Source organism: Agrobacterium sp. CCNWLW155 (genome assembly GCF_036888815.1).
GTDB classification, from domain to species: domain Bacteria; phylum Pseudomonadota; class Alphaproteobacteria; order Rhizobiales; family Rhizobiaceae; genus Agrobacterium; species Agrobacterium radiobacter.
This window is the reverse complement of the sequence record NZ_JBAKFW010000007.1, coordinates 219580-244376: the sequence shown is the minus strand read 5'-3', so window position 1 is coordinate 244376 and position 24797 is coordinate 219580. Positions and strand designations below refer to the sequence as shown.

Genomic DNA, 24797 nt, shown 5'->3' with positions numbered 1-24797 from the left:
TTCGTTGGATGTTGAAACAGGGTTTAAGACAGGCTTTGCTCGAAATCGGCAAAGTCGAATTCACGAACGGCGCGCACGGTGCCGTCCAGTTCCTTGATGGCGATCGCCGGCATCTTCACGCCGTTGAACCAGTTCTTCTTGACCATGGTGTAACCGGCCGCATCCTGGAAGGAGATGCGGTCACCGACCTTCAGCTCCTTGTCGAAACGGAAGTCGCCGAAAATATCGCCGGCGAGGCAGGACTTGCCGCAGACCATATAGGGATGTTCGCCCTCATTCGGCGACACCTTGGCGGTTTCGCGGTAGATCAGCAGATCAAGCATATGCGCTTCGATCGAGCTGTCGACGATGGCGAGGTTCTTGCCGTTGAACAGCGTGTCGAGAACCGTCACTTCGAGCGTCGTGCTCTTGGTGATCGAGGCTTCGCCCGGCTCAAGATAGACCTGCACGCCGTATTTTTCCGAAAAGGCGCGCAAACGGTCGCAGAACTGGTCGAGCGGATAATTGTCGCCGGTGAAATGAATGCCGCCGCCGAGGCTCACCCATTCGGCGCGCGACAGCAGCGATCCGAATTTTTCCTCGATCTGCGTCAACATGCGGTCGAACAGCGAGAAATCACCGTTTTCGCAATTATTGTGGATCATGAAGCCGGAAATGCGATCCATGACCTTGTCGACCTTGGCGACATCCCATTCGCCGAGGCGGCTGAAGGGGCGCGCGGGATCGGCAAGATCAAAGCTCGAGGAGCTGACCTGCGGATTGAGACGCAGACCGCGCGTGATGCCGGAAGCCTTGTCCGCGAAACGCTCGAGCTGACCGATCGAATTGAAGATGATCTTGTCGGCATTCGCAATCACCTCGTCGATTTCATAATCGGCATAGGCGACGGAATAGGCATGGGTCTCGCCGCCGAATTTCTCGCGGCCGAGACGCACCTCATAAAGCGATGACGAGGTGGTGCCATCCATATATTGCGACATGAAATCGAACACCGACCATGTGGCGAAGCACTTCAGCGCCAGCAGCGCCTTGGCGCCGGATTTTTCCCGCACATAGGCAATCTTCTCCATGTTGCGAAGAAGTTTTGTCTTGTCGATAAGGTAATAGGGCGTCTGGAGCATGTCGTTTCACATATTGATTGAAGTCAAGGTACGTCTCGATGATGGGCCTTATATGATGCTTGTGACAGGAAAACAAATGTCCGGCACCGAATTCCCGGAAAATAGCCCCCGAGCCGAAATGCCTGTGAAGAAAACACCTTCCCTTGCGGAACCAAGCCGGCATGGGCGCGTTTGAATGACGGACAGGCGGGTGTTTCGGCCGCCGTAACGAAGGTTCGTGAGCGGCGGCAATCTGTAACATACCGCCATTCCCATCAACGATGTTCAGGAAGGACTTCACCTATGGCAAGCGTGCGTAGCAACGTGAATGACAAGATCCAGCAATCCCTCGAAAACGGTGATGCAGCCGATGTGGCGGCGCAGCTCGCCCAGCTTCGCGAAGATCTGGCAAATCTTGCCAAGAGCGTGAAGGCGCTCGGCGTCGGAGCATCGCACGAGCTAAAGGCGCAGGCAGCCCGTGTGGCCGATGACGCGCTGACCGCGTCCGGCGAAATGGCCGACAGCGTCCGCAGCGAAATCTCCACGCTGAATGACAATCTGACCGACCACGTCCAGAAGAACCCGCTGCAATCGCTCGGCATCGCCGTCGGCGTCGGTTTCGTGCTCGCCCTTCTGACGCGTCGATAAGGCCGCGCTCATGCTTGAGGCATTGCTGGTCTATCTGGGGGAGACCCAGCGCGAAGGGCGCGTCGTCACAAGGCGATTGCGCGCGACCATAATCCTGTCGGTTCTGACCGGGATATTCTTTCTGATCGCCTTCATCGCCGCCGTGGTGGCGGGGTCCATCTATCTTGCCCGGCATGTGGGTGCAGGCCCCGCGGCGCTGGTCGTCGCCGGCACGGCATTTCTGCTCGGCGTCATCATGCTGGTGGCGCTGGCGATCGTCAAACGCCCGAGAGTCTATGCCGCACGGCCTGCAGTCGCACCTTTCACGGCAGCGCCGCTTGCCGCAGCACCGCTGGCCCTGCAATCGCTGCTGACACTGGCGATCCAGGCGCGTCCCTATGCAACGCTCGCCGTGGCTGTCGCGGCCGGTTTTCTGGCCACCAGGGTCAATACGAAAAAGTCCAAGTAATTTCTTGGCGACACGGCAAGGCAAACCGCGCATCCAGACGATGGATGCGCGGTTTTTTTTATGTTACCCGCGAAGGATAGACTGGTTGATGGCATCCTGCGCCACGCCGCCCTTATTTGAACAAAGTGACATAGAGTCTCGGCGCGTCCGTAATTTTCTGAAAGGCAATTGATGAAGAAGAAAGTCCTTGTCGTCGGCGGTGCCGGCTATATCGGTTCGCACACCTGCCTTCTCCTGTCTGAGCGAGGATATGAACCTGTCGTTTTCGACAATCTGTCCAACGGCCATGAGGAATTCGTCCGCTGGGGACCCTTCGAACAGGGCGATATTCGCGACCGGGCGCGGCTGGACGAGGTCTTCGCCAAACACCGGCCGGAAGCCGTTCTCCACTTCGCCGCACTGATCGAAGTCGGTGAATCGGTCAAGCAGCCCGTGGCTTTCTACGACAACAACGTCATCGGCTCGCTCAACCTGCTCTCCGCCGCCATCGATGCCGGCGTCACGTCATTCGTTTTCTCCTCCACCTGCGCCACGTATGGTTTGCCGGAACAGGTGCCGATCGACGAGACGCACCGGCAGGCGCCGATCAACCCCTATGGCCGCACCAAATGGGTGGTGGAGCAGGCGCTGAAGGATTACAGCACCTATAAGGGGCTTCGCTCCGTCATGCTGCGCTACTTCAATGCCGCGGGCGCGGATTTCGAAGGCCGCATCGGCGAATGGCACAAGCCGGAAACCCATGCGATCCCGCTTGCCATCGAGGCGGCGCTCGGCCGGCGTCAGGGCTTCAAGGTGTTCGGCACGGATTACGACACACGCGATGGCACCTGCGTGCGCGACTATATCCACATTCTCGATCTTGCCGATGCGCATGTGAGGGCGGTGGATTATCTGCTGGATGGCGGGGAAACCGTCGAACTCAACCTCGGCACCGGCACCGGCACCACGGTGAAGGAACTGCTGGCGGCGATTTCGGAAGTCTCCGGCCGCCCCTTCCCCGTTGAATATACCGGACGCCGCGACGGCGATTCCACGACGCTTGTCGCGAATAATGACAAGGCGAAAGAAGTTCTGGGCTGGGAACCGCGTTATTCCCTGGCCGACATCATCAAATCCGCCTGGGCGTGGCATTCCTCCCGCAATGCCGGGGACTGAGTAATCAGCGACCAGATACAAAAAAGACACCGGCCTTCTGGCCGGTGCCTCCCGCGGGACGGCTGATGAAAGCCGGTCCCGCTCCTGCCTCCCAGGTATGGGAATTAGGGCTTGGTGGCGGACGTCGTCGTGCTGTCGGGAGCCGCCGGCACTGCCGCATTCTTTTCGCTGGCCTTCTGTTCCAGCGTCTTGAATTCGGGAGCGGCCTTCAGCGTTTCCGCCGTTTCCGTCGTCGTCAGGCGGATCGTGCCGTCCTGCGCATTACGCGTCATCGTTACCTTGTCCATGGGAACGGCAACGTCCTTTGCGCCGATGCCCAGGAAGCCGCCGACGCCAATCACAGCCGCAACGAGACCACCATCTTCTTCCATGATCAGGTTGGTGACGTTACCGATGCTTTCATCGGCCGCTGTATAGACCGACTTGCCGATATAGTCGTTGGCGCTGACCTGCGTTTCTCCCTGTTCGGTCAGATAGGCGCCGCCCGTCGTTGCAGCCGCGCTGTCATTGGCCGCAGGAGCCGCAGGCGTCATGGGGGTGGCAGGGGTCGCCGGCTCCGTCTGCGTGCTCGGATTTGCCGGCGCAGGCTGGGTAGTGCCCTGAGCGATGGCCAGCGGCGCGAAAGCCGTCGTGCCCATCAGGGCGGCGGTGACGAGTATCGTAAGTTTCTTAGCCATTTCGTACCTTCCTTTCATCGTTCTCAACTGGCCGGCGGGGATGAATTTCATGTCCGCTTTTCGGCCGGTTCGTCTGGCAAACGGGTTGGTCGTTGAAATAGTTCCGATTTTTTCAATCACACCGACGCAATTGCGGCCTGCCGCAACAACCGAAGGTAAAAATCAGGCATTGCTAAAGGGGGATGGCACGGTATTATCCGTGTCGTAACAATGCCATAACTGCCGGAGTTTTTTGTATGCCTCGACCCGGCGACAGACTGAAAGACATGATCTCGGCTTTGCGTCGGCGCAGTGCGAATTTTTTCCCCACCGCCTCCATCGGCACCTATCTGGTGGTGATGGCGACTGTCATCACGCTCCCGCTCATTCTTTTCGGCGGCTATCTGATGCTCCGCCTCGAGGCGGAAAAACGCGACGACCTGCAGCGGGAAACCATCGAGGATGTGCGGGTGGTCTCCCGCAACATCGACCGCCGCCTGCAGGAAATCGCCACCTCGCTCAATCTCCTGTCGCAATTTCCGGAACTCGAGAACGGCAACCTTGCCGCATTTCAGGGACGCGTCGCAGACAGCCTGAAGCGGGAGGGCCTCTACGCCATTCTCGCCACCAAGGACGGCCAGCAGCGTCTCAACACCCGGGTGCCCTATGGCCAGCCACTCGGCAAGGTGCCGGAGGAAGCCAATCTGGCCAGGGCGGTCGACTCCCGTCGCATCACCGTCTCGGACATGTTTTTCGGCTCGACCAGCAAGGAATGGGTGTTCAACGTTACCTTGCCGCTTGGCCCGGAACTGGATTCGGCCGGGGATGCCCTGATCCTGACGCAGAATGCCAGCGACCTCAGCCGGCTGATCCCCACGGAAAACCTGCCGCGCAACTGGGCGGTCGCCATTATCGACGGGACCAATCGCGTCGTCGTTTCCAGCGCGCAGGATGAGGCGGAAGTGGGCAAACCCTTCGTCAACCCTGACGTACTCTCGGAAATGCAGGCCTTCAGCGGCAATTTTTTTGACGGCAAAGGTAATCTCTATGCCTATGCCCAATTGCCGGGCTGGCAATGGAGGACCGTGATGTGGGGGCCGCTTGCGGCGAGCCAGGCGGTGCTGGTGGATACATGGCGACAGATGATGATCGGCAGCCTTGTGCTGGTGCTGATCGCCATTGGTGGCGCCTATCTGGTCGGCCGGCAATTGCGCAGCTCCATTCGTGACCTGACCCTGATGGCCGAGCGCATCGGCGAAGGCGAAATCGTCGCCCCTGTCGATACCAAGATAAAGGAAGCGAACCAGGTCGCCATCGCACTCTCCAACGCGTCTTTCGACAGAAGCCAGTCGGAAGAGCGGCTGCAATTGCTGCTGCACGAACTGGTGCACCGCTCCAAGAACATTCTGACGCTGGTTCAGGCGATGATACGGCAATTGGGGCGCGAGAATAAAAGCATTCCGGAATTCCAGAAGGAGGTGGATCACCGCCTGCGCGGTCTTGGAATGTCGATCCGGGCATTGGCGGAGGTTCAATGGCAGGGCCTGCCTATCCGCAAGCTGATCGAGACCCACCTCGATGTTTTCGGCACCGTGGCGCAGCGCATCATGCTGGTGGGAGATGATTTCATGCTCTCTCCGGAAGCGGCGCAGAATTTCGGCCTGGTAATCCATGAGCTGACGACGAATTCCATCAAATATGGCTCATTGTCGGTTCCATCAGGAAAAATCACGGTGCGATGGCAGTCGCTTGAAAAGGACGGGCGGCAGATGATCCATCTCGTCTGGACCGAAACGGGCGGACCACCGGCGAGAGAGCCAAGCCGCAAGGGCTTCGGCACCACGGTCATCAAAAGGCATGCGGAAGGCGCCTTCGGCGGGCAGGTGGTGACGGAATATCGCGAATCCGGCTTCGAGTGGTCTCTGGAAGCGCCGATCCGTTATTTCACGCCCAAACGATCGGAACAGACAGGCACGCACTGAGGCCGTCCGCTGGCGGGCCGTCTCCGCCATACGGATAGCAAAAAGCAGCGAAAAATGGCTGATATCTTGCGTAATGTTAAAAAAACGCATTTTTCGGGAACCGAATCCGGCCATGCGTGTTTTTACTGCAGGCCAAGCAATTCCCCCGTCCCCGCCTGAAGCTTGGCTGAAAATAAACAGGTTTCACCCCTGAAAACCTGTCATAAAAATAGCACGGCTCTTTCATGGGCCGTGCTTTTTGTTTTTTATCTTCACGAAATGGAAGTTAGACCCGGCTCTGCGAGGAACAGACGGATTTCAGGCGTCCGCGCTGTCGCCGGAGGGAAATCTCAGCCGGTAGACGATCCGTTCAGGCGTCAACTGATACTCGGCGCTTCCCCCCAATGCGGACGGAACCACCTTTTCCAGCACGACACTGCCGAAGCTGCCGCGCCGGGCCTCCGCCGGCTCTTTCGACGGCATCATCGGCTCATTCCATTCGACGACATAAAAATCACCCTCCTGGCGACATTGCAGGGTTATGGGCGGGTGGTAGGCAAGATTGCCGCTATGGCTGACGGTGTTGACAACCAGCTCATGGAAGGCAAGTCCGATATAGAGCGCACCATTCGGGTTGAGGAGAAGGTTCTCCCCTTCCATATGGATGAGGTTCGGATATTCCGGCACGTAAAGATCAAATTGCTGGCGCAGCAGCTCGAATATACGCGCACCCCGCCAGTCCGAATCCGTGATGAGATCCTGACTTTGGGCAAGAGCGTGCAGCCGCCCCCGGAACTTGCGCAGAAAATCATCCTTGGTGAGGCTGAAGCGGGCCGTCTGGCCGGCAAGGCTCTGGATGATCGCCAGCAGGTTCTTGGAGCGGTGGCTGACCTCGCGCAACAGCGAGCGCAGAAGCTGCTCGCGCCGCCTTTCCGCCGTCACTTCGCGAATGGTGGTTTTCATCACCACCTGGTCCGTTTGGTTGAAGGTGGAATGGACTTGAAACTGGAAGACGCGATCATTGCCGGCATTGACTTCCAGCATGCCGCGGCTGCCCGCCGTGTGCATGTCCTTCTTGAGTTCGGCAAGCCGCGCTGACAGATCGTTGCCAAACAGATTTTCATCTGTCGGATGGGAATCTGCCGGAAGTTTCCAGACATCCGGCAGATTGGCCACGAATATATAGTCGCGGTTCCAGTCCTGCAGCATGACTGTCTCACCCGAATCGAGCAAGGCGAGGACGAGCGAGTCGTGAAGTTCGCTTTCGTTCCTCTCCGCGTTATGCCATGCCAGCCGATGCAAATTCATCTCCTTGCAGAAAGCCGCGGGGCATCCCCACGACCGTAACCGCCAACGCCCGGGCACCAGACTGGTTCCCGGTCAGTCCGCGGTTTCGGCAAAATTCACGCCGCGACGCGTGAGCTTTCGTTGAAAAACAGGGCTTGGCTGATAAGCGCTTTCACCATGTCCGGATTAAACGGCTTCGTCACAAGGAAGGTCGGCTCCGGCCGCTCGCCCGTCAGAAGACGTTCGGGGAAAGCCGTGATGAAGATCACCGGGAGGGTGGTCATCTGCAGGATGTCCTTCATCGCATCGAGACCGGAACTGCCATCGGCGAGCTGGATATCGGCGAGGATCATCTTCGGCTGGGTGCGATGGAAGAGCTCGAGCGCTTCGGTGTGGGTGCGGGCAATGCCCGTGACACGGTGGCCGAGATCGGTGACCATCTGTTCGATATCCATGGCGATCAGAGGCTCGTCCTCGATGATCATGATATCGGTCGCCACCTGCCGGGCGATTTCAGACGCCGCCTCATCGATCAGCTTGCCGACCTGATCTTCGGAGACCTTCAGAACCTCTGCGGTTTCCGATGGCGTGAATTCTTCGACAGTCGTCAAAAGGAAAGCCTGACGGGCCAGCGCCGGCACGGCGGAGAGGTTGGCCGAGGCGCGTTTTTCCCATCCCGACAGGTTTTCATCGGTCTTAATATTGATCGTGACGGAACTAAAGATCGATACGAACAATTGATAGAGCGAAACGCGATCGCCGCTTGTCTGCGGGAAAATGCTGATATCGGCGATCAGAGCTTCGAGTGTTGCCGCAACATAGGCATCGCCCGTGGATTGAGAGCCGCAAACGGCACGCGCGAACCTGCGCAGATATGGCAGGTGCGGTGCGATGCGTGTAGAAACTGACATGGAATTCTCCCCTTTCATGCGGTCTGCAGCGCAAACCCACGATAGCAACGTGCGCATCGCAAAAATAGTTCCGGATCGCCGGAACTATTTTTTTTACCGCGCATTATTTGCCACGACACAAAAGGAATACCGGACGTTATGAACATATTTCAATCGGACCAAGAATCTCCGGACAATCCAGCCGCCCCCCAGGTCCCGCACTCCGGGCGGGCGGTGATTTCCCGTAAGCTCAGGGAGCTCTACGATGCCGTTCAGGAAGAGGGCATCCCTGACAAATTCCTCGATCTTCTCGAGAAACTCGATGAAGCCGAAAATAAAGCCAAAGCCAAGGCTTCGGAGGAATGATGGCGAAAGAGCCAGAGCAGACAGAATACAATTTCAAGCGGGAAATGCTGGCGGCGCTGCCAAACCTGCGGGCATTCGCGATATCGCTTATCCGCTCGAGGGATCGTGCTGACGACCTCGTGCAGGACACGATCATGAAGGCCTGGGCCAAACAGGACAGCTACCAGCCGGGCACCAACATGCGCGCATGGCTGGTGACGATCCTGCGCAACGAGTTCTATAGCCAGATCCGCAAATCCGGCCGTGAGGTGCAGGATACGGACGGGGTCTATACCTCGCGCCTGTCAGTCCCGCCCGAACAGCATGGTTCGGTGGATCTTCAGGATTTCCGGGCAGCACTCGCAAAGTTGCCGGATGACCAGCGTGAAGCCATCCTGCTGATCGGCGCCTCGGGTTTTGCCTATGAGGAAGCCGCCGAAATCTGCGGCTGCCCGGTCGGCACGATCAAGAGCCGTGTCAGCCGTGCAAGACTGCGCCTGCAGGAATTGCTGGGCATCGAAAACGAAAACGAGTTTGGTCCGGACGCGCAGATGAGCGCGGTCACCGCCGCAGCCACGGCGCGCTGAGAAAACCGAACAGCCAAAACGGGCAGGCAGTCGCCTGCCCGTTTTTTTATGTCCGCTTTTCAGATGCCGGTTTCCTTCACCGATTGCATGACCACGAATGTCGAGGTGTTGGAGACGGATGGCAGGCTGGAGATCTTCTCACCGAGTACCCTTCGGTATTTGCGGATATCGCTGGTGCGCACCTTCAGAAGATAATCGAAGGCGCCGGCGATCATGTGGCACTCCTCCACTTCCTTGATCTTGCGCACCGCCGTGTTGAACTCCTCCAGCGCCTTTTCCCGCGTATCGGAGAGTTTCACCTCAGCGAAGGCGATGTGATCGACGCCGAGCTTCTCCGGGTTGAGCATGGCGCGGAAGCCGAGAATATAGCCCTCATCCACCAGCCGCTTCAGCCGCGTCTGGCAGGGCGTCTTGGAAAGGCCTACCCTTTTCGACAATTGCAGAACGGACATGCGCCCATCCTCGCTGAGCGCCTCGAGAATCTTGAGATCGAAGTGGTCCAGACCGTCTGTTTTCTGACTGTTTGCCATGTGATTTCACGCCAAATCTGAAAAATAAAAGTTCATATTGCCTGTTTTATCCTGAAAATAGGGCCATAGCAATTTCTGCGATGATGATATTGTCTGCGACAGGATGACAAGCGGCGGGCGGAGGACACGCTGCCGCCGACGGTCTGTCTTCAACAGCTTTTTCAGGATTTTCAGAATGGCCGATGGTGCAAGCAACGCCGGTGTAATGGCGAACGGTATCTTCCAGAATTTTGCACCGCCGGTGCGCGAGCAGAGCCTGCTACGCAAGGCAATCACCGCCGCCTATCGCCGCCCCGAAGAAGAATGCCTTGCGCCACTGCTCGACGCGGCAACGGTGACGGCTGAAGAGGCGAAAGCCATTCGCGACACTGCCCGAAAACTGATCGAGGCATTGCGTGCCAAGACCAAGGGCACCGGCGTCGAGGGGCTTGTGCAGGAATATTCGCTTTCCAGCCATGAGGGCGTGGCGCTGATGTGCCTTGCCGAAGCGCTGCTGCGCATTCCCGACACCGCCACCCGCGACGCGCTGATCCGCGACAAGATCGCGCGCGGTGACTGGAAATCCCATATTGGCGGCGGGCGCTCGCTCTTCGTCAATGCCGCAACCTGGGGGCTCGTCATCACCGGCAAGCTGACCTCGACGGTCAATGACAGCGGCCTTTCGGCGGCGCTCACCAAGCTGATCGCCCGGGCCGGCGAACCCGTCATCCGCCGTGGCGTCGACATGGCCATGCGCATGATGGGCGAGCAATTCGTGACCGGGGAGACGATCGGCGAAGCGATCAAGCGTTCGAAGCCGCTGGAAGAACAGGGCTTCCAATATTCCTACGACATGCTGGGCGAAGCCGCGACCACCGCGAAGGATGCGGAGCGTTATTACAAGGATTACGAAAACGCCATCCACGCCATCGGCAAGGCGTCTGCCGGCCGCGGCATCTATGGCGGGCCAGGCATTTCGATCAAGCTTTCGGCGCTGCATCCGCGTTACGCCCGTGCCCAGGCCGAGCGGGTGATGGCGGAGCTTTTGCCGCGCGTCAAATCGCTGATGCTGCTCAGCAAGAAATACGATATCGGCCTCAATATCGACGCGGAGGAAGCCGACCGGCTGGAACTGTCGCTTGACCTTCTGGAGGAACTGGCGCTCGACAAGGACCTCGCCGGCTGGAACGGCCTCGGTTTCGTCGTGCAGGCCTATGGCCGCCGCTGCCCCTTCGTTCTGGATTACATCATTGATCTCGCCCGCCGTTCGGGACGCCGCATCATGGTGCGCCTCGTCAAGGGCGCTTACTGGGATGCGGAAATCAAGCGCGCGCAGGTGGAAGGGCTGGAAGATTTCCCGGTCTTCACCCGCAAGGTCCACACTGACGTCTCCTACATCGCCTGCGCCCGCAAGCTGCTCGCCGCGCGCGATCTGGTCTTCCCGCAATTTGCGACCCATAACGCGCAGTCCATGGCGACGATCTACCATCTCGCCGGTCCTGACTTCAAACTCGGCGACTACGAGTTCCAGTGCCTGCATGGCATGGGCGAACCGCTTTACAGCGAAGTCGTCGGCAAGAAGAAGCTCGACCGGCCCTGCCGTTTTTATGCCCCCGTCGGCACCCATGAGACGCTGCTGGCCTATCTCGTCCGCCGCCTGCTGGAAAACGGCGCGAACTCTTCCTTCGTCAACCGCATTGCCGATCCCGCCGTACCGGTGGACTCCCTGCTGGAAGACCCGGTCGCGGTGGTCAAGGCCTATGCCGTTCCCGGCGCACGGCATGACCGCATCGCCGCGCCCGCCGACCTGTTCGGCCCGGAACGTAAAAACTCCGCCGGCCTCGATCTTTCCAGTGAAACGACGCTCTCTGCACTGGACAATACCCTGAAAGCAGGTGCTGCGACCGAATGGAAAGCCACAGCGCCACAGGCAGGTGGCAACACGCGCCCGGTTCTCAATCCCGGCGACCACAATGATATCGTCGGCCATGTGACAGAACCGACGCAGGCCGATGTCGAAGCCGCCATGCAGCGGGCAGCAGCCTCGAACTGGCCTTCCACCCCGGTGGAAGAACGCGCCGCCTGCCTGGAGCGCGCCGCCGACGCCATGCAGGCCGAAATGCCCGCCCTGCTCGGCCTCATCATGCGCGAGGCGGGAAAATCCATGCCGAACGCCATTGCCGAAGTGCGCGAGGCCATCGACTTCCTGCGTTATTATGCGGCGGAAGCCCGCAGGAACTTCAAGACCGGCGAGATGCCGCTCGGTCCGGTCGTCTGTATCAGCCCCTGGAATTTCCCGCTCGCCATCTTCATCGGTCAGGTCACGGCGGCGCTGGTTGCCGGCAATCCGGTTCTGGCGAAGCCCGCCGAAGAAACGCCGCTGATCGCGGCCCAGGGCGTGCGCCTGCTGCATGAGGCCGGCGTTCCGCAGGATGCCGTGCAGCTTCTGCCGGGCGACGGCAAGACGGGTGCGGCACTCGTCGGCTCCCCGCTGACGGCGGGCGTGATGTTCACCGGCTCGACGGAAGTGGCACGGCTCATTCAGGGCCAGCTTGTCGGCCGGGTTCTGGCCAATGGCCAGCCGGTTCCGCTGATTGCCGAGACTGGCGGCCAGAACGCCATGATCGTCGATTCCTCGGCGCTTGCCGAGCAGGTCGTCGCCGATGTCATCGCGTCTGCCTTCGACAGCGCCGGCCAGCGCTGCTCGGCGCTGCGCATTCTCTGCCTGCAGGAAGATGTGGCGGATCGCACGCTGACCATGCTGAAGGGCGCGCTGCATGAGCTGCGCATCGGCCGTACCGACCGGCTTTCCGTCGATGTCGGCCCTGTCATCACCGCCGAGGCGAAGGGCATCATCGAAAAGCACATCGAGGGCATGCGCGGGCTCGGCCACCGGATCGAACAGATCGAGCTTGCTGGAGAAACCGGCAAGGGCACCTTCGTGCCGCCGACGATCATCGAGATGAAATCGCTGGCCGATCTGAAGCGCGAAGTCTTCGGGCCGGTGCTGCATGTCATCCGCTTCAAGCGCGACAATCTCGACCGGCTGATCGACCAGATCAACGCCACCGGCTATGGCCTGACCTTCGGCCTGCATACGCGTCTTGACGATACGATCCAGCACGTCCTGTCGCGTGTCGCGGCCGGCAATCTTTATGTGAACCGCAACATCATCGGCGCGGTGGTCGGCGTACAGCCCTTTGGCGGACGCGGCCTTTCCGGTACCGGTCCCAAGGCTGGCGGCCCGCTCTATCTCGGCCGCATGACGCAGGAAGCGCCGAGGATCGACCGCGTTGCGAGCCAGCAGGATCAGGCAGCCGTCGATCTCGCCCGCTGGCTGGACGAAAACGGCGAAACCGTCGCGGCCGAAGCCGCACGGCAGGCGGCAGCACTTTCCGGCCTTGGCTTCGAAACCGAGCTGGCGGGTCCTGTCGGCGAACGCAACGTCTATGCGCTGCATCCACGCGGCAAAATCCTGCTGGTGCCGGCAACTGAACAGGGGCTCTACCGCCAGCTTGCCGCGGCGCTTTCCACGGGTAACTCGGTTGTCATCGACAATGCGTCGGGACTGGAAAAATCCATTTACGGACTGCCCGCAACCGTGACCTCACGGATTGTCTGGGCGGATGACTGGGCAAAGTCCGGTCCCTTCGCCGGCGCACTGGTCGAGGGCGATGCGGAGCGTATCGTGGCGGTCAACAAAAAGATCGCCGCCCTGCCCGGCCCGCTGGTTCTCGTTCAGGCCGCGACAACGGAAGCGCTTACCAGTGAAAGCCAGCCCTATAATCTCGACTGGCTGGTCGAAGAAGTCTCCGTCAGCGTCAACACCACAGCCGCCGGCGGCAATGCCAGCCTGATGAGCATTGGCTGATGATATTGTCCGGCGGGGCCTTCGGCCCTGCCGGTTCATCCTTTATCAGCTGACATCACCACGGCCGAAGAGCTGGTTCAGAACCTGCTCTTCCAGTCTCGCAAATTCCGCCGCGCCGTGGCGGCGCGGGCGCGGCAGTTTCACATCGAGATCGAGCGCGATGCGCCCCTCATCGATGACGACGATGCGATCCGCGAGAGCAACGGCCTCGGAAACATCATGGGTGACGAGTACGGCGGTGAATTTCTGCTTGCGCCAGATGCGCTCCAGCAGAAGCTGCATTTCGATGCGGGTAAGTGCATCGAGCGCGCCAAGCGGCTCATCCAGCGCCAGGATCTGCGGATGGGCGACAAGAGCGCGCGCCAGCGCCACGCGCTGCTTCTGGCCGCCCGAGAGCACATAGGGCCATTCGCCCGCCCGGTCCTTCAGGCCCACCTCATCGAGAATGGCAAGGGCCTGCTCCTTTGCCGCCTCTCCTTTGGCGATGCCGGTCAGCCCCACGGACACGTTATTCGCGATACGCTCCCACGGCAGAAGACGCGGCTCCTGAAACATCATACGGGTGCGGCTCGATGGGTCTTTCGAGACGGTTCCGGTCGTCGGCGTGTCGAGACCGGCCAGAATACGCAGGAGCGTGCTCTTGCCGCAGCCGCTTTTGCCGATGACGGCCAGAAACTCGCCTTCCCGCACATCGAGATCGATGCCGCGCAGAACCGGCTTGTCACCAAAGCTCTTCGTGACGTTGCGGAAGCTGAAGGCGACCTTGCCATCGGTCGATTTCGTGCGGTGTTCGGTCTTCGCCTCCGTTTCAGGCGGAATGGGTGGCCGGGCATCGGGGCGTCTCAGCGTCGTCACATTACCGGTCGACATGGGTTACCTCAGACTTTCTTGAAGGCTGGATGCCATTGCAGGAAGATGCTTTCGAGGAAGCGGGCGAAACTGTCGGCCAGCTTGCCGAGAAGCGCATAGATGAGGATCGACAGCACGACGACATCGATCAGCAGGAACTCGCGCGCCTGCATGGCCATGTAGCCGAGGCCGGAGGAGGAAGAGATGGTTTCCGCCACGATAAGCGTCAGCCACATGATACCGAGCGCATAACGCAGGCCGGTGAAGATGGCGGGCAGCGCGCCGGGCAGAATGACTCGCCGGAAAAGCGTAAAGGGCGACATGCCATAAGTGCGGCCCATCTCCACCAGTTGCGGATCGACACCCTGAATGCCGAGAAGCGTGTTGATGTAGATCGGGAAAAACACTCCCAGCGCAACGAGAAAGAGCTTCGCCTCCTCATCGATGCCGAACCACAGGATGACGAGCGGAATGAGCGCCAGATGCGGAATGTTGCGGATCATCTGCAGCGTCGTATCGGTGAAGCTGCGGGAAAATCTGGACAGGCCATTCGCCAGCCCGAAGATGAAGCCTATGGAACCGCCGATGGCGAAACCGGCGAGTGCGCGGGCGGAACTGACGCCAATATTGGCGACAAGCTCACCCGAGAGCAAAAGCCGCCAGAAGGCTTCCGCGACAGCGGAAGGGGCCGGAAGCACATTGGCGGAAATCAGACCGGCGCGCGCCGCCGCCTCCCACCCTGCAAGAATGAGTGCGGGGAGCAGCCAGCCTGTGATTCCGCCAATCTCGATACGCTTTCCGGTGCTCACGGCTTTTCCTCCGGCTCAGTTCGTCGCGCCCGACCAGACGGCATCCTTGATGCTGATCTGTTTCGGGATCAGGCCGAGACGATAAAAGCGGTCGGCGGTTTCCTGCTGGCTGGCGATTATCTTGTCGTCAATCTTGGCAATGCCGAATTCAGAACGGTTCGCGGCCAACGTCTGCGCCTCCAGCGGAACACCCGTCACCTCATGCAGGGCGGCAGCAACCTTGTCGCGATTGGCGGCGGACCATTTCGCCGCCTCGCCCAGCGCATCAATGGTGGTGTTGATGGTGTCCGCATGGGATTTGGCATAATCGCGATTGGCGAGGAAATAGGTGCTGACCGCAAGCACATCGCTGGTGCGGGCAAGCGTCACCGGCTTGTAGCGGGTTTCGGCGATCGCGTAGAACGGATCCCAGACGGCCCAGGCCTCAATCTTGTCGCTGGCGAAAGCGGCCGCGGCATCGGCGGGGCTGAGATAGATCACCTCGATATCGCTGAACTTCAGCCCGTTCTTCTCCAGCGCCGCGACCAGCAGATTGTGCGCGCTGGTGCCTTTGCCGACGCCGACCTTCCTGCCCTTCAAATCGGCGACCGACTTGATGCCGCTTTCGGGCTTGGTGAAGATCGCCTCGCCCTTGCCGTTAGAGGGAAGAGCCGCGACATAAACGATGGCCGAACCCGCCGCCTGCCCGAAGATCGGCGGCGCATCGCCGGTCCAGCCGACATTGATGGAGCCGACATTCAAAGCCTCCACCAGCGGCGGGCCTGCGGTGAATTCGACCCAGGAAACCTTCACGCCCTTGGCCTCGAGCGCCTTTTCAATGACGCCCTGCTGCCGGGCGATAACCGGCAGGCCGGTTTTCTGATAACCGATCTTCAGCTCTTCCGCCGCCTGCGCCTGCAGCGGCAGGACGGAGAATGCGGCGGCAACAAAAAGGCTGGCGGAAAGCGCACGGCGGGTGATGGCTGGCATTTCATCTCCTTGTCACCAGCCCCTCTGGCCGGTTCACGATATGGAGCAATGCTAGGGTTTTCCAGTAAAACGATAGAGAGACGATAATTCAATATGAGCGATATTGCGGGAATAAAATTCCGCGCAAATGCGTCTTTTCCGCAAATCGTCTCGGGCACCCTCGTCTGACCCATCAAATAGAAATGCCGGCGCGGATGACGCCGCGCCGGCACGATGGATCAATTTTTCTATCGCCGAGGCGATTATTCGATATCGAAGGAAACGCCCTGCGCCAGCGGCAGCGCCTTGGAGTAGTTGATGGTGTTGGTGGCGCGGCGCATATAGGCCTTCCACGCATCCGAACCGGATTCACGGCCGCCGCCGGTTTCCTTCTCACCGCCGAAGGCGCCACCGATTTCCGCACCCGAGGTGCCGATATTGACATTGGCAATGCCGCAATCGGAGCCTTCCGACGACAGGAACCGTTCCGATTCCTGCATATCGCGGGTGAAGATCGATGAGGAAAGACCAGCCGCGACGGCGTTATGGTCGTCAATCGCCTGGTCGAGATCGCTGTATTTCATGACATAGAGGATCGGCGCGAAGGTTTCTTCCAGCACCGGTCCCGCCTGCTTCGGCATTTCGACAAGCGCCGGCTTGACGTAATAGGCATCCGGCGCACCCGTATCCACACGGCCGCCGCCATTTACCACGCCATCATGGGCTTTCGCCGCTTCGAGGGCCTTCTGCATGCCGTCGAAAGCCGCCTTGTCGACCAGCGGGCCGACGAGTGCGGAGGTTTCCAGCGGGTTGCCGACAGAAACGGAGGCATAAGCCTTTTTCAGACGCGGCACGAGCTGGTCATAAACGCTGTCATGCACGAAGAGACGGCGAAGCGTGGTGCAGCGCTGGCCGGCCGTACCCATGGCGCCGAAGGCGATGGCGCGCAGCGCCATGTCGAGATCGGCGGACGGGCAGACGATGCCGGCATTGTTGCCGCCAAGCTCCAGAATGGCGCGGGCGAAGCGTTTCGCCAGACGCGGGCCGACATCGCGGCCCATGCGGGTGGAGCCGGTGGCCGAGACGAGCGGCACCTTGGGATTGTCCACCAATGCCTCACCCACGGCGCGGTCGCCGATCAGCAGCTGGGACAGGCCTTCCGGCGCATCACCGAAACGGGCGGCGGCGCGTTCGAAGATGCCCTGAACGGCCAGCGCCGTGAGCGGCGTCTTTTCCGAAGGCTTCCAGACAACCGAGTTGCCGCAGACGATGGCGAGTGCCGCATTCCACGACCACACCGCGACCGGGAAATTGAAGGCGGAGATGACGCCGACGACGCCGAGCGGATGCCAGGTTTCCATCATCCGGTGGCCGGGGCGTTCGGTGGCGATGGTGAGGCCATAAAGCTGGCGGGAAAGGCCGACCGCGAAATCGCAGATATCGATCATTTCCTGCACTTCGCCGAGACCTTCGGAGGGAACCTTGCCTGCTTCCAGCGAGACGAGACGTCCGAGATCGGCCTTAAAAGCCCGCAGCTCTTCGCCGAGCAGCCGGATCAGTTCGCCACGGCGGGGCGCCGGTACATTGCGCCATACCTTGAAGGCGGCATCGGCCCTGTCGACCACGGCGGCGACACCTTCGACCGAGATGGTCTTGAGGCTCGCGACCTGTTCACCGGTCACCGGGCTGAAGGAGGCCATATCGCCGCCGGTATAGAGATCGCGGGCAACGCCCATCCTGTCGAGCAGGGCCGCGGCTTCCTGTTTCACGTCGAGCTTCGTGGTCGCATCCATGTCCATCGTCCTTTTGGCTGAAAGGGGAGGAAAGGCCGATTTGATACGGCGCTTTCAACTCCCGTCACTCGTCTTTCCCCGAATTTGTCATTCGTTCTTTGAAACTGGCGTTTTGCACCGTTCCATTCTTTCCCGTAATCATATATGGCCATAATGACCCTTTTCCAATGAGGAAAGCGGGTAAGTTGATGCGAGAATGGAATGGATCCACGCCGAAGACTGGTCCCTGACATCGTTACCCTGCAGGCGTTCGAATGCGCGGCACGGCACGGCAATTTTACGCGTGCTGCGGAAGAACTCAACCTCACGCAGAGCGCGGTGAGCCGGCAGATCGGCGAACTCGAAGCGCAGACGGGAATGCAGCTGTTCGAGCGCATCCGCAGGCGGGTCGTGCTTTCAGAGGCGGGGCGCAAATTCCTGCCCGATGTGCGGCGCCTCCTGCAGCAATCCGAGCAGCTGATGGTGCGCGCGGTTTCGGCAGGAACATCGCAGGCATCGCTTTCGGTAGCGACACTGCCGACATTCGGCAGCCGCTGGCTGATGCCGCGCCTCTCCCGCTTCATCGACACCAATCCTGATATGACGATCACGATCGGCTCACGATCGCACCCCTTCGATTTCGACGAGGAAGGGTTCGATCTCGCCATTCATTATGGCCAGCCGGTCTGGGCGCATGGCACCTGCACATTTTTATGCAATGAGGTGATCGTGCCGGTCGCGAGCCCCGCCCTGCTGCACCGCGCCGGCGTGAGTCGGCCGCAGGACCTGACCGGGCAACCGCTCCTGCATGTGACGACGCGGCCGAAACTATGGACGGAATGGCTGGAAATGAACGGGGTGACGGCTGATAATGCCTATCAGGGCAGCCGTTTCGACCAGTTCTCCATGATCATCGAGGCTGCGGCGAGCGGCATCGGTTTCGCCCTTCTGCCGAAATATCTCATCGAGGCGGAGATCGCCTCCGGCCGCCTCGAAATCGTCTTCGACATCCCGCTGCAGACCGACAAGAGCTATTACGTGGCCCTGCCGGAAGGACGGCAGGACAATGCGCTGGCCCGCGCCTTTCAGGCCTGGCTGCTCGATCAGGTCGGCAAGCCGGTTTAGTCCGTTATCCGTTCACCTCACAGCGAAACGTCATCCAGCCCCGGAAGATCAGGACCGACAGGCACGATGCGGGTCGGGTTGAGCGCCTTGATGGAATAATAACCGCGCTTGATATGGTCGATATTGACCGTGTCACGCACGCCCGGAACGTTCAGCACCCGCATCATATAAGCCTGCAGGGCGGGATAATCGGCGATGCGGCGGAGATTGCATTTGAACAGGCCGTAATAGGCGGCATCGAAACGCACCAGCGTCACAAAAAACCGGACATCCGTTTCGGTCAGGAGACCGCCGAAAAGGAAAGGCCCGCCTGAGACGAGGCGGATTTCAAGCTCCTGAAGCGTCGCGAACACGTCGGCGAAGGCTTCTTCATAAGCGACCTGCGTGGTGGCAAAACCGGTTCTGTAAACGCCGTTGTTGAGCCGCGGATAGATGTGGTCATTGAGAGCATCGATCTCATCGCGCAGCGCTTCCGGATACAGGTCCACGCCATTGTCGGCCAGAGCGCCGAAACCGGAATTCAGCATGCGCAGAATATCGGCGGATTCGTTGTTGACGATGGTTTTCGTCTTTTTGTCCCAGAGCACGGGCACGGTGGCGCGACCGGTATAGTGCGGATCCGCGCTGGTATAGACCTCATGCATATAGGTAAAGCCGTTGAGCGTATCGCGATCCGAGCCCGGATAGTCGCCGAATTTCCAGCCCTCGTCGGAAAGGGCGGGCTCGACAACGGAGACCGAAATCACCTCTTCCAGCTTCTTCAACTTCCGGCCAATCAGCGTGCGCGATGCCCAGGGGCAAATCAGCGCGACGTAAAGATGATAGCGGCCGGGCTCAGCGGCAAAACCGCCCTCACCCGTTGGTCCAGCCGAACCGTCAGGTGTCACCCAGTTGCGGAAGCCCGAGGTCTGGCGGACAAAGCCGCCTTTCTTGTCGGTCGCCTGCACCGGATGCCAGTCAGCGGTCCATTTTCCATCCACGAGCATTTGCGGCTCCCCGTTCATCTAAAGATGAAAGCCTTATGGGCCGGGTCACCACCGCTTCACAAGCCGCGCTTCGGTTGACGCACTGTTTCCGATCGGCGGATGGACTCAAAGGCGATTGCGGAAAAACGGGTTCCAGCGCACGGTGCCCAGCCTCACCTTTTCGCGGATCATCGTGAGCAGCCCCGATGCGGCGATGACGCTCAATCCCAGCACCGCCATGGCGTCAGGATATTCGTGGAAGAAGGCCATGCCGATCGCCACGGCCCAGAGGATTTGCGAATAATGCGACGGCGCAATCTGGCTCGCCGGCGCGATACGGGTTGCGACCAGAAGCGTGACCTGCCCCGTTGCCGTGCAAAGCCCGATGAAGGCGAAGGCCAGAAGCTGGTGCAGATCGGGCATGACAAAATCGGGGATGGAGGCAATACCGTTGAAGGTGAGGCCATAGATCAACAGCACGCCCATGATCGAAGTCCGCTTTTCCTTGCCCGCAAGTGAGCGCAAAAGCACGATGGTCATGGCCGCCAGGAACGCGACGCCGATGGCGGCGATATGCCCAAGTTCCAGCGTCTTGAAGCCCGGCCGCACGACGAGGATGACACCGACGATGCCGGCCAGAACCGCCGCCCAGCGCCAGGGGCCGATATTCTCCTTCAGCACGACGGCGGAAAGGACGGTCACGAAGAGCGGTGACAGGAAGATCAGCGCATAGGCTTCCGCCAGCGGAATGGTGGTGAAGGCATAGATGCCTAACATACCGGCGAAGAGGCCGGAAATGGCCCGGCCATGCACGGCGAAAGGCCGGCTCATGCGCCAGAATTCACGCCATCTTTCCTCGCGCGGCTTGCTGAAGAAGATGAAGATGCCGGAAAAGAGGATGCTGAAGAAGCCGATTTCGAAAACGCTGATCTGCGATCCAAGCGACTTGATGGTGGCATCGCCCAAGGAAAAGGTCGCATAAGCGAACAGGCCGAGCAGAAAACCCTTTTGCATTTGAACGTCCCCGAACACCGACCGCAACGCAAAGCTTCCCCCGGTCGCGTGAAGCAACCCGGACGCCCCTTCAAGGGGCAGACAGTCTGGCAGATTTGATCCTCACCCTATGGCTAGACCCGGCTACCTATGAGTGCAAGCCGCAAAACAGGCAAAAATGCGCGATCTCACCGCATCGATGCAATCGGCTGCAAGGTGCGGCAAATTTGTCCCGCCGCGGCCATCACATCACCGTCATGGAAAGAGGTTAGCCGGTGTTGATCGTGGCGCTTGGCGACGGGCATGAAGGCGGCTAAGTATGTCATGGTATTTTTCACCCGCCGATTTCCCCGGCCGGTGTCGCTGCGTTAACATGACCTCGCTAACCGAAAGGAAAAAGAATGCGGATTGTGATGATCGGTTCGGGTTATGTCGGCCTCGTGTCCGGCGCGTGTTTTGCAGATTTCGGCCATGACGTGGTCTGCGTCGACAAGATGCCGGAGAAGATCGAAGCCCTGAAAAACGGCCATATCCCGATCTTCGAGCCGGGTCTCGATGTCATCGTTGCCAACAATGCCAAGGCTGGCCGATTGAGCTTCACGACGGATCTTTCCGCCGCGGTCGCCAATGCCGAGGTCGTCTTCATCGCGGTCGGCACCCCCTCGCGGCGCGGCGATGGCCATGCCGATCTCGGTTATGTCTATGCGGCGGCGAAAGAGATCGCCCATGCACTCGACGGATTTACCGTCATCGTCACCAAATCCACCGTTCCCGTCGGCACCGGTGACGAGGTGGAACGCATCATCCACGAGGAAAACCCCTCGGCCGATTTCGCCGTGGTCTCCAACCCGGAATTCCTGCGCGAAGGTGCCGCCATTGAGGATTTCAAGCGGCCGGACCGCATCGTCGTCGGCCTTTCGGATGAGCGCGCCCGCCCCGTCATGACCGAGGTTTACCGCCCGCTTTATCTCAACCAGTCGCCGCTGCTCTTCACCACCAGACGTGCATCCGAACTCATCAAATATGCCGCCAACGCTTTTCTGGCGATGAAGATCACCTTCATCAACGAGATGGCTGATCTGTGCGAAAAGGTCGGCGCCAATGTGCAGGATGTCTCGCGCGGCATCGGGCTCGATGGCCGTATCGGCCCGAAATTCCTGCATGCCGGCCCCGGTTATGGCGGCTCCTGTTTTCCCAAGGACACGCTGGCGCTCGCCAAGACCGCGCAGGACTATGACGCCCCGGTGCGGCTGATCGAGACCACCATCGCCATCAACGACAACCGCAAGCGCGCCATGGGCCGCAAGGTCATCAACGCGATGGGCGGTGATGTGCGCGGCAAGAAGATTGCCGTGCTTGGCCTCACCTTCAAGCCGAATACCGACGACATGCGCGACAGCCCGGCAATCGCCATCATCCAGACCCTGCAGGATGGCGGCGCGAAAGTGGTCGGTTACGATCCGGAAGGCATGGCGAATGCCCGCCACCTGATGGAAGACATCGACTATGCGGACGGCCCTTACGAGGCAGCGGAAGACGCCGACGCCGTGGTGATCGTGACGGAATGGAACCAGTTCCGCGCGCTCGACCTGCCGCGCCTGAAGGCGATCATGAAAAGCCCTGTTCTGGTGGACCTGCGCAATATCTACCGCACGGATGAAGTCGCCGCGCATGGCTTCATCTATGCCGCAGTCGGTCGTCCGCACGAAGGCGCATAGAGGTTTCGTTTTCTCAATTTCATTAAAAGGTTTTCTGCGCTTCGGTCAGACCGAAAACGCACCAACGGATTCGGGATATAATCATCATGCGTTATCTGGTTACCGGTACGGCTGGCTTCATCGGCTTTTACGTTGCGAAACGGCTGCTGGACGCCGGCCATTTCGTGACCGGCTTCGACGGCATGACGAAATATTACGATGTCAGCCTCAAGGAAAAACGCCACGCCATTCTTTCCCGCTCCAACGGCTTCCGGGCCGAGATCGGCATGCTGGAAGATACGGATGCGCTGAAGCGAGCGGCAGAGGCCGCCGAGCCTGAGATCATCATCCACCTCGCAGCCCAGGCGGGTGTTCGTTACAGCCTTGAAAATCCGCGCGCCTATATCGATTCCAATCTCATCGGCTCGTTCAACATGCTGGAGCTCGCCAGAAGCCTTGATGTCAAGCACCTGATGCTGGCATCGACCTCCTCCATCTACGGCGCCAACGAGAAAATCCCCTTCGCGGAAAGCGACAAGGCCGACGAGCCGATGACGCTTTACGCGGCCACCAAAAAATCGATGGAGCTGATGGCGCACAGCTATGCCCATCTACACAAGCTGCCCACCACCGCCTTCCGTTTCTTCACGGTCTATGGCCCGTGGGGACGGCCGGACATGGCGCCGATCAAATTCGTCGACGCCGTCTCCAACGGCAGAGCGATCGATATTTACGGGCAAGGTAATATGAGCCGCGATTTCACCTATATCGATGACCTCGTGGAAGGCATCGTCCGGCTGAGCACGGTCATCCCTTCCGAGGAAAACCGGGTCACTCAGGAAGGTGTCACCGACACGCTCTCGCACCATGCGCCGTTCCGCATCGTCAATATCGGCGGCGGCCAGCCGGTGGAACTGATGCATTTCGTTGAGACGGTCGAAAAGGCGGTCGGCAGGCCGGCTATCCGCAACATGCTGCCGATGCAGCAGGGCGATGTGCCCCGCACCTTCGCCTCGCCCGATCTTTTGAGAGCCCTGACCGGCTACGTGCCGCAAACCCCGGTCGAGGAGGGCATCAAGGCCCTCGTCGCCTGGTACCGCGAAATGCACCCGGCCGAATTACGGGAATAAGCTCACAGCGTCGCCAGCAGGCGGTTGGAGATGGTGCCGCCGGACGCGCTCTGCATGCTGATCTTGGTTTCCACGGCCTCGATGATCGTGTCGCTGAAATCCATCTCGGTGAGATCGCGGATATTGGAAAGGCCGCCCGGCGAAAACACGTTCACTTCCAGTATCTTGTCACCGACAATGTCGAGCCCGACGAGGAACATGCCGTCCTCCACGAGCTTCGGCCGCACCATCTCGGCAAGCGCCACGATTTCATCCGTCACCTTCACCGCCTCGGCGGTGCCTTTGGCATGGATGTTGGAGCGCAGGTCGCCCTTGGCCGGCACGCGGCGAAGGGCGGCATATTTGCCGTCACGCATCAGCGGCCGGCCATTCATCATGAAGAAGCGGATATCACCATCCTTCGCAGCCGGCAGATAGGCCTGCGCGATCAGATAACCCTCAAGGCTGACCGCCTCGAAAATCTGGTTGAGATTGGCCTCCTTGCTGGAGCCGATCTTGAAGACGTTCTTACCGCCGGAACCCTGCAGCGGCTTGACGATGACGCCCTTGGGGTGGCCATCGGCAAAGGCGCGTATTTCATCGACATTGCGCGAGATGATCGTGGTGGGGCGGACGATTTCAGGAAAGCTCTGGAAATAGAGCTTGTTCTGCGCCAGCGCCAGTCCTTCGGGATCATTCAGCACCACAACGCCGCGCTGTTCGGCAAGCCGCCCGAACAGGATACCCGCATGCACCGCCCACGGTCGCGTTGTCTGGTCGAGCGAGGGGTCGTTGCGCAGCATCAGCGCATCGATTTCCTCCACATCCATGGTGCGCCGCTCCAGCGCCTTGTCCTGAAGGGCGGCATGGAAGCCTTCCGATTTCTTGTATTTTGTCTTCGGCAATACGGTGGCATGGATGGTCAGGCTGTCATCCGCGCGCAGGGTAAAATCCCCTGGTGTCAGATAGACCACCTCATGGCCGCGATTGAGCGCCGCCATGGCAAGCAGGCCGGTCGCGTAGTTCGGCCCCTCGGTTTCGATGGAATTGACGAAAAATGCGATACGCATGAA

General features: G+C 60.0%; 23 protein-coding genes. 10 read left to right on the top strand and 13 right to left on the bottom strand.

Features of this window, described 5'->3' with window-relative positions; genetic code table 11:
* Positions 1 to 23: 23 nt before the first annotated feature.
* A complete protein-coding gene (gene nspC, locus V6S97_RS20775) occupies positions 24 to 1121 on the bottom strand; it encodes a carboxynorspermidine decarboxylase (protein WP_003508756.1) in 1098 nt (365 codons plus the stop codon).
* A 282-nt stretch (positions 1122 to 1403) separates the two neighbouring features.
* Between nspC and V6S97_RS20770 the strand changes: the two genes are divergently transcribed.
* The 3 genes from V6S97_RS20770 to galE all read left to right on the top strand — a co-directional run bounded on the left by V6S97_RS20770 (position 1404) and on the right by galE (position 3351).
* Entirely contained in the window at positions 1404 to 1748 is a 345-nt protein-coding gene (locus V6S97_RS20770; RefSeq protein ID WP_003508755.1) for a DUF883 family protein, read from the top strand.
* Positions 1749 to 1758: 10 nt separating this feature from the next.
* The gene (locus V6S97_RS20765) at positions 1759 to 2196 is read left to right on the top strand and encodes a hypothetical protein (protein WP_020810995.1); all 438 of its coding nucleotides are present in this window, start codon (positions 1759 to 1761) and stop codon (positions 2194 to 2196) included.
* Between the two features lie 171 nt (positions 2197 to 2367).
* A complete protein-coding gene (gene galE, locus V6S97_RS20760) occupies positions 2368 to 3351 on the top strand; it encodes a UDP-glucose 4-epimerase GalE (protein WP_060727493.1) in 984 nt (327 codons plus the stop codon).
* Between the two features lie 104 nt (positions 3352 to 3455).
* Here the strand turns inward: galE and V6S97_RS20755 are convergent, their stop codons facing one another.
* The gene (locus V6S97_RS20755; RefSeq protein WP_060727494.1) at positions 3456 to 4028 is read right to left on the bottom strand and encodes a PRC-barrel domain-containing protein; all 573 of its coding nucleotides are present in this window, start codon (positions 4026 to 4028) and stop codon (positions 3456 to 3458) included.
* A gap of 236 nt (positions 4029 to 4264) precedes the next feature.
* Here V6S97_RS20755 and V6S97_RS20750 point away from each other — a divergent pair, with 236 nt between their 5' ends.
* Positions 4265 to 5989 (top strand): sensor histidine kinase, encoded by a 1725-nt coding sequence (locus V6S97_RS20750; protein WP_003508750.1) that lies wholly within the window; start codon positions 4265 to 4267, stop codon positions 5987 to 5989.
* A gap of 297 nt (positions 5990 to 6286) precedes the next feature.
* Here V6S97_RS20750 and V6S97_RS20745 read toward each other — a convergent pair whose 3' ends face one another.
* A complete protein-coding gene (locus V6S97_RS20745; RefSeq protein WP_035213313.1) occupies positions 6287 to 7276 on the bottom strand; it encodes a sensor histidine kinase in 990 nt (329 codons plus the stop codon).
* A 95-nt stretch (positions 7277 to 7371) separates the two neighbouring features.
* Positions 7372 to 8166 (bottom strand): response regulator, encoded by a 795-nt coding sequence (locus V6S97_RS20740; protein WP_003508747.1) that lies wholly within the window; start codon positions 8164 to 8166, stop codon positions 7372 to 7374.
* Between the two features lie 138 nt (positions 8167 to 8304).
* Between V6S97_RS20740 and V6S97_RS20735 the strand changes: the two genes are divergently transcribed.
* Both V6S97_RS20735 and V6S97_RS20730 read left to right on the top strand, forming a co-directional pair.
* Positions 8305 to 8511, top strand: coding sequence for a NepR family anti-sigma factor (locus V6S97_RS20735; protein ID WP_003508746.1), 207 nt, complete (start codon positions 8305 to 8307; stop codon positions 8509 to 8511).
* The gene (locus tag V6S97_RS20730; protein WP_003508744.1) at positions 8511 to 9077 is read left to right on the top strand and encodes an RNA polymerase sigma factor; all 567 of its coding nucleotides are present in this window, start codon (positions 8511 to 8513) and stop codon (positions 9075 to 9077) included. Before V6S97_RS20735 ends, V6S97_RS20730 begins: the two co-directional genes overlap by 1 nt.
* 59 nt (positions 9078 to 9136) lie before the next feature.
* On the opposite strand, the gene V6S97_RS20725 is transcribed toward V6S97_RS20730, so the two are convergent.
* Positions 9137 to 9607, bottom strand: a complete 471-nt coding sequence (locus V6S97_RS20725) for an Lrp/AsnC family transcriptional regulator (RefSeq protein ID WP_003508741.1) — start codon at positions 9605 to 9607, stop codon at positions 9137 to 9139.
* A 175-nt stretch (positions 9608 to 9782) separates the two neighbouring features.
* On the opposite strand from V6S97_RS20725, the gene putA reads away from it, so the two are divergent.
* Positions 9783 to 13457 (top strand): trifunctional transcriptional regulator/proline dehydrogenase/L-glutamate gamma-semialdehyde dehydrogenase, encoded by a 3675-nt coding sequence (gene putA / locus V6S97_RS20720; protein WP_112357026.1) that lies wholly within the window; start codon positions 9783 to 9785, stop codon positions 13455 to 13457.
* A gap of 45 nt (positions 13458 to 13502) precedes the next feature.
* On the opposite strand, the gene V6S97_RS20715 is transcribed toward putA, so the two are convergent.
* From V6S97_RS20715 to amaB, 4 genes are all read right to left on the bottom strand, one after another.
* Complete coding sequence (locus tag V6S97_RS20715; RefSeq protein ID WP_334427669.1) at positions 13503 to 14327, bottom strand: ABC transporter ATP-binding protein; 825 nt, start codon at positions 14325 to 14327, stop codon at positions 13503 to 13505.
* Positions 14328 to 14335: 8 nt separating this feature from the next.
* Complete coding sequence (locus tag V6S97_RS20710) at positions 14336 to 15115, bottom strand: ABC transporter permease subunit (protein ID WP_111793001.1); 780 nt, start codon at positions 15113 to 15115, stop codon at positions 14336 to 14338.
* Between the two features lie 15 nt (positions 15116 to 15130).
* Entirely contained in the window at positions 15131 to 16084 is a 954-nt protein-coding gene (locus V6S97_RS20705) for a sulfonate ABC transporter substrate-binding protein (protein WP_111793000.1), read from the bottom strand.
* Positions 16085 to 16326: 242 nt separating this feature from the next.
* The gene (gene amaB, locus V6S97_RS20700) at positions 16327 to 17856 is read right to left on the bottom strand and encodes an L-piperidine-6-carboxylate dehydrogenase (protein WP_077998595.1); all 1530 of its coding nucleotides are present in this window, start codon (positions 17854 to 17856) and stop codon (positions 16327 to 16329) included.
* A gap of 201 nt (positions 17857 to 18057) precedes the next feature.
* Between amaB and V6S97_RS20695 the strand changes: the two genes are divergently transcribed.
* Entirely contained in the window at positions 18058 to 18960 is a 903-nt protein-coding gene (locus V6S97_RS20695; protein ID WP_111784248.1) for a LysR family transcriptional regulator, read from the top strand.
* Between the two features lie 17 nt (positions 18961 to 18977).
* Here V6S97_RS20695 and V6S97_RS20690 read toward each other — a convergent pair whose 3' ends face one another.
* The 3 genes from V6S97_RS20690 to V6S97_RS20680 form a co-directional block, all read right to left on the bottom strand.
* Complete coding sequence (locus V6S97_RS20690; protein ID WP_111792999.1) at positions 18978 to 19946, bottom strand: glutathione S-transferase family protein; 969 nt, start codon at positions 19944 to 19946, stop codon at positions 18978 to 18980.
* Positions 19947 to 20051: 105 nt separating this feature from the next.
* Entirely contained in the window at positions 20052 to 20939 is an 888-nt protein-coding gene (locus V6S97_RS20685; protein ID WP_111792998.1) for a DMT family transporter, read from the bottom strand.
* 167 nt (positions 20940 to 21106) lie between these two features.
* Positions 21107 to 21256, bottom strand: coding sequence for a hypothetical protein (locus V6S97_RS20680; RefSeq protein ID WP_162690248.1), 150 nt, complete (start codon positions 21254 to 21256; stop codon positions 21107 to 21109).
* 63 nt (positions 21257 to 21319) lie between these two features.
* Here V6S97_RS20680 and V6S97_RS20675 point away from each other — a divergent pair, with 63 nt between their 5' ends.
* On the top strand, positions 21320 to 22636 hold the full coding sequence (locus V6S97_RS20675; RefSeq protein WP_003508722.1) for a UDP-glucose dehydrogenase family protein: 1317 nt from the start codon (positions 21320 to 21322) through the stop codon (positions 22634 to 22636).
* Positions 22637 to 22722: 86 nt separating this feature from the next.
* Positions 22723 to 23745: an NAD-dependent epimerase gene (locus tag V6S97_RS20670; protein ID WP_087746418.1), complete on the top strand. Its 1023-nt coding sequence runs from the start codon at positions 22723 to 22725 to the stop codon at positions 23743 to 23745.
* Positions 23746 to 23747: 2 nt separating this feature from the next.
* Here V6S97_RS20670 and V6S97_RS20665 read toward each other — a convergent pair whose 3' ends face one another.
* On the bottom strand, positions 23748 to 24794 hold the full coding sequence (locus V6S97_RS20665) for a glutathione synthase (RefSeq protein WP_003508719.1): 1047 nt from the start codon (positions 24792 to 24794) through the stop codon (positions 23748 to 23750).
* Positions 24795 to 24797: the final 3 nt, after the last annotated feature.

What these genes read in the sequence shown, in the direction of transcription:
- V6S97_RS20750 (WP_003508750.1), top strand. Translation starts at nt 4,265, where the DNA reads ATGCCTCGACCCGGCGACAGACTGAAAGACATGATCTCGGCTTTGCGT.
- V6S97_RS20770 (WP_003508755.1), top strand. Translation starts at nt 1,404, where the DNA reads ATGGCAAGCGTGCGTAGCAACGTGAATGACAAGATCCAGCAATCCCTC.
- V6S97_RS20765 (WP_020810995.1), top strand. Translation starts at nt 1,759, where the DNA reads ATGCTTGAGGCATTGCTGGTCTATCTGGGGGAGACCCAGCGCGAAGGG.
- V6S97_RS20695 (WP_111784248.1), top strand. Translation starts at nt 18,058, where the DNA reads ATGGATCCACGCCGAAGACTGGTCCCTGACATCGTTACCCTGCAGGCG.
- V6S97_RS20685 (WP_111792998.1), bottom strand. Translation starts at nt 20,939, where the DNA reads ATGCAAAAGGGTTTTCTGCTCGGCCTGTTCGCTTATGCGACCTTTTCC.
- V6S97_RS20725 (WP_003508741.1), bottom strand. Translation starts at nt 9,607, where the DNA reads ATGGCAAACAGTCAGAAAACAGACGGTCTGGACCACTTCGATCTCAAG.
- nspC (WP_003508756.1), bottom strand. Translation starts at nt 1,121, where the DNA reads ATGCTCCAGACGCCCTATTACCTTATCGACAAGACAAAACTTCTTCGC.
- V6S97_RS20665 (WP_003508719.1), bottom strand. Translation starts at nt 24,794, where the DNA reads ATGCGTATCGCATTTTTCGTCAATTCCATCGAAACCGAGGGGCCGAAC.
- V6S97_RS20755 (WP_060727494.1), bottom strand. Translation starts at nt 4,028, where the DNA reads ATGGCTAAGAAACTTACGATACTCGTCACCGCCGCCCTGATGGGCACG.
- V6S97_RS20745 (WP_035213313.1), bottom strand. Translation starts at nt 7,276, where the DNA reads ATGAATTTGCATCGGCTGGCATGGCATAACGCGGAGAGGAACGAAAGC.
- V6S97_RS20690 (WP_111792999.1), bottom strand. Translation starts at nt 19,946, where the DNA reads ATGCTCGTGGATGGAAAATGGACCGCTGACTGGCATCCGGTGCAGGCG.
- V6S97_RS20705 (WP_111793000.1), bottom strand. Translation starts at nt 16,084, where the DNA reads ATGCCAGCCATCACCCGCCGTGCGCTTTCCGCCAGCCTTTTTGTTGCC.
- V6S97_RS20715 (WP_334427669.1), bottom strand. Translation starts at nt 14,327, where the DNA reads ATGTCGACCGGTAATGTGACGACGCTGAGACGCCCCGATGCCCGGCCA.
- V6S97_RS20675 (WP_003508722.1), top strand. Translation starts at nt 21,320, where the DNA reads ATGCGGATTGTGATGATCGGTTCGGGTTATGTCGGCCTCGTGTCCGGC.
- V6S97_RS20670 (WP_087746418.1), top strand. Translation starts at nt 22,723, where the DNA reads ATGCGTTATCTGGTTACCGGTACGGCTGGCTTCATCGGCTTTTACGTT.
- galE (WP_060727493.1), top strand. Translation starts at nt 2,368, where the DNA reads ATGAAGAAGAAAGTCCTTGTCGTCGGCGGTGCCGGCTATATCGGTTCG.
- V6S97_RS20730 (WP_003508744.1), top strand. Translation starts at nt 8,511, where the DNA reads ATGGCGAAAGAGCCAGAGCAGACAGAATACAATTTCAAGCGGGAAATG.
- amaB (WP_077998595.1), bottom strand. Translation starts at nt 17,856, where the DNA reads ATGGATGCGACCACGAAGCTCGACGTGAAACAGGAAGCCGCGGCCCTG.
- V6S97_RS20735 (WP_003508746.1), top strand. Translation starts at nt 8,305, where the DNA reads ATGAACATATTTCAATCGGACCAAGAATCTCCGGACAATCCAGCCGCC.
- putA (WP_112357026.1), top strand. Translation starts at nt 9,783, where the DNA reads ATGGCCGATGGTGCAAGCAACGCCGGTGTAATGGCGAACGGTATCTTC.
- V6S97_RS20740 (WP_003508747.1), bottom strand. Translation starts at nt 8,166, where the DNA reads ATGTCAGTTTCTACACGCATCGCACCGCACCTGCCATATCTGCGCAGG.